This is a genomic window from Jonquetella sp. BV3C21 (genome assembly GCF_000468895.1).
Lineage (GTDB): Bacteria > Synergistota > Synergistia > Synergistales > Dethiosulfovibrionaceae > Jonquetella > Jonquetella anthropi.
Window position 1 is genome coordinate 65,442 of record NZ_AWWC01000028.1, and the last position, 11,662, is coordinate 77,103.

Annotated in this window: 6 protein-coding genes; all 6 read left to right on the forward strand. The window is 58.0% G+C overall.

Annotated features, from left to right (window positions below; genetic code table 11):
- Window positions 1-153: 153 nt before the first annotated feature.
- The 6 genes from HMPREF1249_RS08040 to HMPREF1249_RS07385 all read left to right on the forward strand — a co-directional run bounded on the left by HMPREF1249_RS08040 (window position 154) and on the right by HMPREF1249_RS07385 (window position 11,586).
- Entirely contained in the window at window positions 154-912 is a 759-nt protein-coding gene (locus HMPREF1249_RS08040; RefSeq protein ID WP_008522689.1) for a DUF6935 domain-containing protein, read from the forward strand.
- 22 nt (window positions 913-934) lie between these two features.
- A complete protein-coding gene (amrB, locus tag HMPREF1249_RS07365; protein ID WP_008522688.1) occupies window positions 935-1,654 on the forward strand; it encodes an AmmeMemoRadiSam system protein B in 720 nt (239 codons plus the stop codon).
- 57 nt (window positions 1,655-1,711) lie between these two features.
- Window positions 1,712-3,145, forward strand: a complete 1,434-nt coding sequence (locus HMPREF1249_RS07370) for a TMEM43 family protein (RefSeq protein WP_008520561.1) — start codon at window positions 1,712-1,714, stop codon at window positions 3,143-3,145.
- A 148-nt stretch (window positions 3,146-3,293) separates the two neighbouring features.
- Window positions 3,294-5,957 (forward strand): DUF3160 domain-containing protein, encoded by a 2,664-nt coding sequence (locus tag HMPREF1249_RS07375; RefSeq protein ID WP_231366894.1) that lies wholly within the window; start codon window positions 3,294-3,296, stop codon window positions 5,955-5,957.
- Between the two features lie 247 nt (window positions 5,958-6,204).
- Window positions 6,205-8,817, forward strand: coding sequence for a DUF3160 domain-containing protein (locus HMPREF1249_RS07380; RefSeq protein WP_021776074.1), 2,613 nt, complete (start codon window positions 6,205-6,207; stop codon window positions 8,815-8,817).
- Window positions 8,818-8,898: 81 nt separating this feature from the next.
- Window positions 8,899-11,586 carry a DUF3160 domain-containing protein gene (locus HMPREF1249_RS07385; RefSeq protein ID WP_008520556.1) on the forward strand — a complete coding sequence of 896 codons (2,688 nt, stop codon included), beginning with the start codon at window positions 8,899-8,901 and terminating at the stop codon, window positions 11,584-11,586.
- The last annotated feature ends 76 nt before the right edge of the window (window positions 11,587-11,662 follow it).

The following is an 11,662-nucleotide window of genomic DNA, read 5'->3' on the forward strand; positions in this document are numbered from 1 at the left end:
AGCGCCACGGCGAAGTTCAGTCAGCAGAAAGCCTGCGCCCCGGAAGCCTTGAACAGGCGGAAATGCCTTTAAAAGTTCCGGCCGTTCCACCCCATTAACTCGGTGTTTTTCCGTCGAATCAACGACGTTATTCTTATGAAGGAGGCACATCTGATGAAAAAATTTTTCTGTGGCGCCGCAGTATTCCTTCTGTTCGCGTGCTTAGCCGGCGGAGCTCAGGCGCGTCTGCCAAGGAATTTTCAAACCTTCCGGGACGAGTACAAAAGGGTAGCGAAGACTCCTGAGGGCGCCGCACGAATGTTCTTTGACGCGGTTTACGCCTACCTAGAGGAAGACCTGAACGAAGAAGCGTCCAACATGGTCGCCCTGTGTCTGAGAGAAAAGCCGGGCTGGGAAAAACGGGCCACTTACAGCTACTTCGCGGAAAGGCTGTACGACCGGCCGTATATCTTCCGCAGCTACGCGAAAGGGACGTCGCCGAAAAACAATTACGCGATGAACCCGGAAAACTACACTCTCAACATCGTTGAGGTAAAAGATGATCCCGCTTATGTAGGAGCCAAGCGAGTGTCGATCCGAAGCTCCGGCGCAGACTCGCTCCGTCCGCTGATCCTTCGCAATTACAACGGGTACTGGTTTGTCTCCAACTGTTGCGCCATTTATTCTGACGTCCGATTCCCCCAGTCCACTCAAAAGGGCGATGAATTCCTCGACGGGGATGTTTACGACCAGACGTCGAGCACCAATTCCTCAACAGGCAAGGGGAAACCGGCCCAAAAACATAACTCGCAGGGGGGCGACAACGCGTTCGACTTCTCAGCCGACGGTTCTGGCACCCCAGAGGAAAAAAGCGACGCCGACAAGGGGGCGAGCTCCGACGGGGCTTTCGACATGTCGTCTTGGGGCAACTAACTCAGGCCTTCCGGAGACTATTGTGATCCCAGTCATTCGCAGGACAATTTTCCTTCTGGCAGCGTTTTTCTCCATCTGGAGTTCTCCCTGCGCCGCAGAGCCGGCAGCGTTTTTAATGCCGCACCACGAAGTTTCTCCGCTTATTGACCAAACCTACGACCTAATCGTCAAAAGCGGGATGAAGCCGGACAGGATTTTTGTCATCAGCCCGGATCATTTTCACCGGGCTGTCGGGAAAATAGTACTCGGTGGGAACGATCCAAAAACGCGGGAGCTGCTCCAAGAATCGGGCATCCAGTTCGACGATCCCTTGACCCGACGCGATCACGGCGTGACGGTTCACGCCAAACGAATTTCCGTCCTTTGGCCCGACGTCCCGCTGACGACGATGATCGTGAGCAGCAAAACGCCTCTTGCCGTGCTGCTTGTCGCCGCCGTCAAGCTTTCCCCTCTCTTTGCGAAAAACGGTCTCATCATCCTGAGCAGCGACCTCTCGCACTATAAAGATGTCGCCACGAGCAACGCCGAGGACGATCTTACCGTTGCGGCCTTGTTGGCCCAGGACTTTCGCCTTTTCGGACAGATCAAAGACGACTGCCCCAAAGGAACTTGGCTTTTCTTGAAAATGCTTGACCGGCTGAACCTTCATCGTTCAGCTCTCATCGGCCGGACCAATTCAGGTGAGTTGGGCGGGGACAAGAGCTCTACAACAGGCCACGCTTCAATCATGTACCGACGGTAATGCGGGTTCCGATATTTTTTACCGATATTTGACTGACAGGATAAGGAGGACGTGCAAATGGATCAGTACACAGAAACGACGACTACAGGTTGGGGAAGCCGTTTTGGGAATTCCTTTAAAGGCATCGTTGTCGGTATTGTCTTGTTCGTCGCCGCGACAGCGCTGCTTTACTGGAATGAGGGACGGACCGTTAAAACCGGAGACTCTATCAACGAAGCCAAGAGCGTTACCGTTCCTCTCGGCGACACGGGAACTGTCGCTGCTGACTTGAACGGCAAAGTCGTCTACGGTACCGGCCGGCTCACCACCGAGGACTCTATCGGTGACGACGCGTTCGGCGCCAAAGGCGTCGCCCTGTCCGTCAACCGTCAGGTTGAGTTCTACCAGTGGCAGGAGTCGACCCGCACAGAGAAGAAAAAGAAAGTTGGCGGCGGCGAGGAAACTGTGACGACGTACAGTTACAACAAAGGGTGGGGATCTTCCCCCGTCGACTCGTCGAATTTCAAGTATCCTGACGGACACGAGAACACCACGCTGCTGACAGTTGAAGACGAAAACTGGTACGCGCCGAACGCTCATTTGGGGGCCTACCGCTTCCCCACGTTCCTCGTCTCAGAAGTCAGCGGAAGCACCCCGTTGAATGCCGCGCCGACCGACGAACAGCTGGCGGCCCTTGCAGAGCTTCTCAACGTTACCCCAGAGACTCAGCCGGCCCAACCGACACAGCAGCCGGCCCAGCCTGCCCAACCGGCCCAGGTGGAATCCTCTCAGCTTGAGGCATCTCCGGCGCCTCAGCCCGTTTTAGTCCCGCAGACGAGCGCCGAATCTGCCGCCCAGCCAGCCCAGCCTGAACCGACGTCGCAGCCCGCACCAGAAGCCGGTGCCCAGGCAGCTGCCGCTCAGCCGGCTCCAGCGCAGCCTGAGGTCAGCGCAGAGTTGGCACTTGCCCGTCAGTACGTTCATCCGCGCGCGAATGTAGTTTATATAGGGCTCAAGCCGAACGCACCGTCAGTGGGCGACGTCCGCATCACGTATAAGCAGGTTCTTCCGTGCGATGTGTCGTTTGTTGCCAAGTTGGTCGGCGATACGTTTGACGTGTACACCGCGTCCAACGGGTATAAATTTCACCGCCTCGAAAACGGAACCGTCGCTCAGGAAACGCTTTTTGCCGACGCTCACAGCGCCAATAAAACCATGGCGTGGATTCTCCGGGTCCTCGGAATCGTCCTCGTCTGCTCCGGTTTAGGCATGCTGCTTCGCCCGCTGTCGGTCGTTGCTGACGTGCTGCCGTTTTTGGGCGACCTCGTAGGAGCTGGAACTGGGCTCGTCGCTTTCCTTCTTGGGCTTGCGTGGTCCTTCATCATCATCGCGATCGCGTGGCTCGCGTATCGTCCGCTTCTGGGCGGCGGGCTGCTTGCGGCTGCAATTGCCCTGATCGTCCTGATTTTCCTGCGTCGGAAAAAACGCGCGAAAGCGCCGGCTCAGGAATAAAGGACCTCTTTCGCTTCGCCACTGCTAGCTGACGAGAACTCTTTATCACTTACAGGGATTTTGATCCCATGGAGGTGTCCAAATGTACAAGCGAATCGCCAGTATTATTTGTTGTGCGACATTAGCAGCTTTATTAGCGCCTAGCGCCATGGCGAAAACGGCGCAGACCGCCGCTCAAACAGCCCGCTGGATGGTCACAGCTCCGGCTGCCAGACTGTACGAGTCACTTCCCAAAAAAGATAAGCCCCTCACCCAGAAAGACTCGGACTTCTACGAAGCCGCCCGAGTCGTCCACGGGAACATCCTGACGGGGAAACTCAAGAACTCGTCCTGGCTCCAAATCCTCGACGGAAAGACGACCGTTGGATACGTGGCCGTTTCTCATTTAGCTCAGATCCCCGATTCTTTCAAATCCTCAGAGCCCAAAAACTACATGGTCACGGGTCAAGACGTGGTCCCGTGCCTAATGCCGGGGAAGTTCCCGCTTAGCGACAGCGCGTATTGCCTCGCCGTCGTTGGAGTGGATGAGGAGGATGAGTCCGATGATGGAGATCTCACACCGGCAAAAGCGTTCTCGCTCCGTCGGGGAACCGTCGTCGTCTCGATCGGCTCTGTGGACCAAGACGGAAAGACGTGGCATCTTATTTCTTTCAACGACACAAAAGCCAAGGATTTAGCCTACGCTGAAGAGGACGATGATGACTTCGTCCTCGTCGCTGACGGGCTGGGCGGGCGTTACGCTTGGATCGCCGGAGAGGACTTGCAGGACCTCGCCTCCTACAAGCCAACGGCCTCCGGCGAGCCGTTTGACCTGAACAGACTGTCCGGCGTTCCAAACGACGAAGCATATCGCCAGGCTCTCGCGGCCAACGGCTTCTATCTGGACCCACGGCGTATTATCCTAGGGACCAAAAACTCCGAGGAAGAGGAAGACGAAGGCTACTACCCGTCGGGCATCGAACAGGACGACCTGGTTGACCTGTACAACCGACAGCGCACGAACGAGTGCAGCGAAGGAACGAATGAAGAAGAGGCTCCTGAAAACTGCTCTTCTACCGATAACATCTCCCTACCTCGGTTCATTACCGCCGACCTTGGGCTTCACATGCTCCATCTGCTGTTCGACCGATCGCTCCAGCAGGTTGAAGAAGAGGCCCTGCTCCCGATGACCAAAAAGCTCGTCTCGGCCCTACAGGACGAGCTCAAGCGCATCGCCCCGGAATATCAGAAGACCGCCCTTGGCCCGGACGCCCTAGCGACTGTCAAGGACTACTTGGATATTGCGGGCTCGCTTCTTTCCGAGAAACCTCAGAAGATGTCAAGCCGGGCAAAGGAAGAATATGACCGCATCATGGCTGCTATCGGAACCAAACAATCCGCATTGACCGGCGCTGACGAGATCTACGCCCTGTATAAGCCTAGAGGTCATTACACATTGAACGAGAACCTGTCCCGGTATTTCAGGGGAATGTCCTTGCTCGGGACAATGGGATTCGCAGTGACGGCGGACGAGAAGGGCGCTGCCAACACGGCCGTGACAGCCCTGCTCTGCCGGCTGCTGAGCGCGTCCAAGCCTTCAAAGGCTTGGAACGACCTGAACGACCCGCTGACTAAGCTGATCGGCAACTCGAACACCAATACGTATCTTACCTTTGCGAAGGCCGTCTCAGACGCCGGGATTGGAGCCTTTGAGAGCAAAGAGGCCATGATTGCCTTGGCCGGCCAGTTGACTCAAGCGGCTCAGAAACAGCTCGTTTCGGCGACCAACTCCAAAGACGCCCAAGCCCCTCAGTTCCGCCTGCTGGGCAAGCGGGTCACGTTCGACGCGATGATGTACACCGCCCTGACGACACCCCGCCTTCCTGAAGAAACGAAACGCCGTCTTCCCGACCCGGCGGCCGACGCGCTGGCCGTTCTCGGCTCCAAGGCCGGCTCGGAAATTGCAGACGAATACGCCTCAGTCGAAAAGTACAAGGAAAACTGGGACAAGACCGCCGCGCTCTGGCCGGAGTTCTCCCAGGGGAACGATACGTTCTACACCAACTGGCTCTTGACGCTTCAGGACTACTTTACCGAGGAACAGCCCGACGAGGCGTTCTGCCACACCGAGGCGTGGCAGTGGCGCAAGCTGTACACCGCCGCCGCTTCGATGGCCGAGCTGAAGCACGACACGATCCTCTACGCCGAAGAAAGCGGCGCGGAAATGGGAGACGCCGGCATGGCTTTTTTGGCTACCCCATTCCCCCAGCCGATTCCTCGCGGATACATCGAGCCTCAGCCCAAGGTCTTTGATCGGCTGGCTGACGCCTGCAGGCGAATGGTGGATTTCCTCGACAGGTTCAACCTGAACGGCGAAGACGAAAGCGAGTCCTACGCGCCGCGGTTCCAAGCTCTGGAAGACGACTTCGCCCGCATGGCCGAGATCAGCCGGAGAGAGCTGACCGACTCGATGACTCTGGAAGACTACCAGTGGATTAACTCGTTCTGCCCGCCGTCAGTCCTGCCGATTGGGATGTTTGACGTCTCTTCTGAGAACAAAGATCAGTTGAAGATGGCCCTGATCGCCGACGTCGCTTCGTCCGCGGACACAGCGCTGTATATGGCCGTGGGAACTCCCCGCCGACTCGTCGTGTTCTTGGACGACCGATCGGGCGGCGCCCGTCTGGCCGAAGGGTTTACCATGTCCTACTATGAGCTTCTTGGCAACGCCGCTGATCGGCTGACCGACGAGGACTGGAAGTCTCTCGTCTACGACGAAGAAAAAGACATTTCCGAGTACGAGCCGGTTTGGGCAGACAAAGTAAATAAGTAAAGGCACTCAAAAGGCCGCGGCGCTTTCGCGACGCGGCCTTTAATTCACTTCTTAAAGAGCCCTCAAAAAATTGTTCTCCACTTCGAACGCAAAAAATTTCCTGAGGCCCCCTTGTCTTGGGGTTTTATCGCCATACAAAGAGGTGTCGAGATGAACCAACGTCATCTGCTGCGCTGCTTTAGCCGCTCTGCTGGCGTCAAACGCCGTCGCAAAAGCGGCTCAGCCGTCCGCTCAGAGTACCAGTTGGATGGTCACAGCTCCGGTCGCCAGACTGTACGAGTCCCTTCCCACGAAAGACGCGCCTCTTACCCTGAAGGACCCGGACGTCTACGAGGCCGCCCGGGTCGTCCACGGGAACATTCTGACGGGGAAACTGGAAAATTCGTCTTGGCTCCAAGTGGTCGACGGGAAGACAACCATCGGATACGTGGCAGTTTCTCATCTGGCACAAATTCCCGATTCCTTCAAACCCACAGAGCCGAAAAACTACATGGTGACAAGCCAAGACGTGGTCCCGTGGCTGATGCCCGGCCAGTTTCCGCTGAGCGACAAGGCGTACTGCATCGCCGTCGTCGGAGTGGAAGACCCCGAAGACGAGGAACCAGAGCCGGCAAAACCGTTCTCTCTCCGTCGGGGAACCGTCGTCGTCTCGATCGGTTCGGTCGCCCAGAACGGCAAAACGTGGCACCTGATCTCTTTCAGCAACACAAAGCTCGGAGAACTCGCCCAGGATGACGACGAAAACGTTTATGTCGCTCCTGAGGCTGGACTGGGCGGCCGCTACGCTTGGATCGCCGAAGAGAACCTGCAGGACCTCGCCGTCTACAAGCCGACGGCCCCCGGCGAGCCTTTTGACCTGAACAGGCTGTCAGGCGTCCCCAACGACGAAGCGTACCGCCGAGCCCTCTCGGCCAACGGCTTTTACCTTGACCCGCGGCGCATTATCCAAGGGAAGGAAGATTCAGAAGGAGACGGATCCTACGAGGAACCTATCACTCAGGACGATCTGATCGACCTGTACAACCGACAGCTGACTGACGAGTGCAGCGACCTGTCGGACGAAGAGAGATCTCCTGAAAAACCGGCCTCAGCCGGCGGCGTTTCTCTGCCTCGGTTCCTGACCGCCGACCTTGGACTTCACGCGATGCACCTGCTCTTCGACCGGTCGCTCCAGCAGGTCGAAGAAAAAGCCATGCTCCCGATGACCCAAAAGCTCGTCGCGGTCCTGCAGGACGAGCTGAACCGCGTCGCCCCAGAGTACCAGAAGACCGCCCTCGGCCCGGACGCGATGGCGACCGTCAAAGACTATCTGGATATTGCGAACTCGCTTCTTTCCGGAAAAGAACAGAACCTGTCGAACCGAGCAAAGCAAGAATATGACCTGATCATGGCGGCTGCCGGCGCCATAGAATCTCCTCTGACCGGCGTTAAAGAGCCCTATGCGCTGTACAAGCCCAGAGGTCACTACACCTTGAACGAAAACCTGTCCCGGTACTTCAGGGGCATGTCCCTGCTCGGGACAGTGGGCTTTTTCATCGTGGCGAACGAAAATGGCGTTGCCCATACGGCCGTGACAGCTCTGTTCTGCCGGCTGCTGAGCGCCCCTGAGGCTTCAAAGGTTTGGAACGATCTGAACGACCCGCTGACCAAGCTGATCGGCAACTCGAACACCAACACTTACCTTACCTTTGCGAAGGCGGTTTCAGACGCGGGAATTGGGGCCTTTAAGAGCAAAGAGGCCATGATCGCCTTGGCCAGTCAGTTGACCGAAGCGGCTCAGAAGCAGCTTGTTTCGGCGAGCAACTCCAAAGACCCCCAAGCCCCTCAGTTCCGCCTGCTGGGCAAACGGGTCACGTTTGACGCGATGCTCTACACCGCCCTGACGACGCCCCGTCTTCCTTTGGAAACGGAACGCGGCCTGCCCGATCCGTCGGCTGACGCCTTGGCCGTTTTCGGCTCCAAGGCTGGGTTAGAGCTGACCGAAGAATACGCCTCAGTCGAAAAGTACAAGGAAAATTGGGAAAAGGCCGCCGCGCTCTGGCCGGGGTTCTCCGAGGAGAACGACACGTTCTACACCAACTGGCTTTTGACGCTTCAGGACTACTTTACCGAGAAAATGCCCGACGAGGCGTTCTGCCACACCGAGGCATGGCAGTGGCGCAAGCTGTACACCGCCGCGGCTTCGATGGCCGAGCTAAAACACGATACGATCCTCTACGGGGAAGAACCTATGGCAATGCCTCTTGGGGCTTGTCCCTCCGCTTCGTTTCTTCTTCTGGCAAATCCGTTTCCTCAGCCGATCCTTCGCGGGTACATCGAGCCTCAGCCCCAGACCTTCGACCGACTGGCGGATGCCTGCGGCCGGATCGTGGACTTTCTCGGCCGATTCGGCCTGAACGACGAATACGCAGGCGATTCCTACGCGCCGCGGTTCCAGTCTTTGGCGGACGATTTCACCCACATGGCCGAGATCAGCCGAAGAGAGCTGACCGACTCGATGACTCTGGAAGACTACCAGTGGATTAACTCGTTCTGCCCGCCGTCGGTCCTGCCGATTAGGACGTCTGACATCTCTCCTGAGAACAACGACCAGTTGAAGATGGCCCTGATCGCCGACGTCGCTTCCTGTACAAACGCCACGTTGTACATGGCCGTTGGAACTCCCCGCCGGCTCGTCGTGTTCTTGGACGACCGGTCGGGCGGCGCCCGTCTGGCCGAAGGGTTTACCATGTCCTACTATGAACTTCTTGGGGACGCCTCTGACCGTCTGACCGACGAGGACTGGAAGGCTCTCGTCTACGACGAAAAAAAGGATCTGTCTCAATACGAGCCGAAGTGGATCCACAGAGTGAACGAGTAATGGCGGCAAAAAAGATCCATGGTCTTTGAATCGTCAGCTGCTCCCAGCTGAACCATCACTCACTATCGTGGAGGTGTTTTCATGAATCAGCGCATCATACGGGCCATCTGCTGCGCAGCCCTAGCCGCTTTCCTGTCTCCAGCCTCAATGGCCGGGGCAGCGCAGAAAAACGTCTGGATGGTCACAGCCCCTGCGGCCAGGCTGTACGAGTCCATTCCCCCAAAAGATAAGCCTCTCACCCTGAAAGACTCGGACGTCTACGACGCCGCCCGGGTCGTCCACGGGAACATTCTCGAAGGGACGTTAAAGAACAAGGCGTGGCTTCAGGTCAAGGACAAAAACACGGTCATCGGGTACGTGGCCGTCTCCCATGTGGCCGCCCTGCCTGGCTCTTTTCAACCAACCGAGCCGCAAAACTACATGGTTAAGGGCCAAGACGTCGTCCCGTGGCTGATGCCCGGGCAGTTTCCTCTGAGCGACAAGGCGTACCGGCTCGCCGTCGTTGGGGTGTATGACCCGGACGAGGGAAAGCCGGAGCCTGCGAAAGCGTTCTCGCTCCGCCGAGGAACCGTCGTCGTCTCGATTGGCTCAGCTTCCCAAAACGGCAAGACGTGGCGCCTCATCTCTTTCAGCGATACAAAGGTTCATGACCTGCGTTACGCCGAGGACTACGTGACGGCGACCGCCGGCTTGGGCGGCCGCTTCGCTTGGATCCCCGATGATGAACTGCAGGCCCTGTCCTCTTACAAGCCGACAGCCGCCGGCGAGCCGTTTGACCTGAATAAGCTGGCAAATGTTCCAAACGACCAAGCCTACCGCCGGGCCCTTTCAGCCAACGGCTTTTACCTTGACCCGCGGCGCTTGATTCTAGGGATCAAAGACTCGCCAGAAGGGCCTTCTTACGAGGACTTTCTCACCCAGGACGACCTGATCGACCTGTACAACCGACAGCGGGCTGACACGTGCGGGTTTAACATGGTCGCCGCCGACAGCCTCGGGAAATTCGCCCTGCAAGAGGGCGTGCTTCTGCCCCGGTTCCTTACCGCCGACTTGGGGCTCCACACGCTCCATTTGCTGTTCGACCGGTCGCTCCAGCAGGTTGAAGAGAAGGCCCTGCTCCCGATGACCCAAAAGCTGGTCTCAGCCCTGCAGGACGAGCTGAATCGCGTCGCCCCGGAGTACCAGAAGACCGCCCTCGGCCCGGAGGCCGCTACAACTGCCAAAGACTATCTGGATATCGCGAACGCCCTGCTTTGCGGCCGCTCAGGCGACCTCTCGCCCCGCGCCGCAGCGGAGTACAGCCAGATTATGGCTGCCACAGGAACTCAAACGTCCCAGCTGACCGGCGTTGACGAGCCATACTCCCTGTATAAGCCCCGAGGTCATTACACCTTAAACGAGAACCTGACCCGGTATTTCAGGGTGATGTCCTTGCTCGGCACCATGGGCTTTACCCTGACGGCTGACGAGAAGTGCGTTGCCAATACGGCCCTGACGGCCCTGTTCTGCCGGCTGCTGAGCGCTCCCGAACCTTCAAAAATTTGGAACGAGCTGAACGACCCGCTGACCAAGCTGATCGGCAACTCGAACACCAACACCTACCTTACCTTCGCGAAGGACGTCTCGGACGCGGGGATCGAGGCCTTCGAGAGCAAAGAGGCTATGGAAAGTTTAGCGGACAAATTAGTTCAGTCGGCTAAGAAGCAGCTCGTTTCAGCCGTTGTCTCCAACGAGGCTCAGCCCCCTCAGTTCCGCCTGCTGGGCAAGCGGGTCACGTTTGACGCGCTGACCTACACCGCCCTGACGACGCCCCGTCTCCCTGCCGAAAGCTCCCGCTGCCTGCCCGACCCATCTGACGCACTGGCGATGCTCGGCTCCCGCGCCGCCGCCGAGGTGATCAAGAAGTACGACGACGTCGCGGGATACAAAGACGGTTGGAAAAAAACGGCCGATCTCTGGCCGGAGTTCTCCAAGGAGAACGACACGTTCTACACCAACTGGCTCTTGACGCTTCAGGACTACTTTACCGAGGAACAGCCCGACGAGGCGTTCTGCCACACCGAGGCGTGGCAGTGGCGCAAGCTGTACACCGCCGCCGCTTCGATGGCCGAGCTGAAGCACGACACGATCCTCTACGCCGAAGAAAGCGGCGCGGAAATGGGAGACGCCGGCATGGCGCTTCTGTCTGACCCGTTCCCCCAGCCGATCCTTCGCGGGTACATCGAGCCTCAGCCCAAGACCTTCGAGCGACTGGCTGACGCCTGCGGCCGGATCGTGGAGTTCCTCGACCGGTTCCACCTGAACAGCACGGACGAAAACGAGTCCTACGCGCCGCGGTTCCTAGCTCTGGCGGACGACTTCACCCACATGGCCGAGATCTGCCGGAGAGAGCTGACCGACTCGATGACGCTGGAAGATTACCAGTGGATCAACTCGTTCTGCCCGCCGTCGGTCCTGCCGATCGGCATGTTCCAGTCATCTTCCGACGACAACAACGAGCTGTTGAAGATGGCCCTAATTGCCGACGTCGCCATGTCGGGATTCGCCGACCTCTACATTGGCGTTGGAACTCCCCGCCGGCTCGTCGTGTTCTTGGACGACCGATCGGGCGGCGCTCGGCTGGCCGAAGGGTTTACCATGTCGTACTATGAATTTCTCGCCGGAGGCGACGATCGTCTGACCGACGAGGAATGGAAGAACCTCGTTTACGACGAGAAAAGCGACCTGTCGAACTTCGACCCGTCGTGGGCCGATCGGATCAACAAGTAATCATCGATGAAAAGGCCGCGCCGCGAAATGGTCTGCTCCCCGTCAATAGGACAGTGAAAAATCAAAAAGTCCCGTG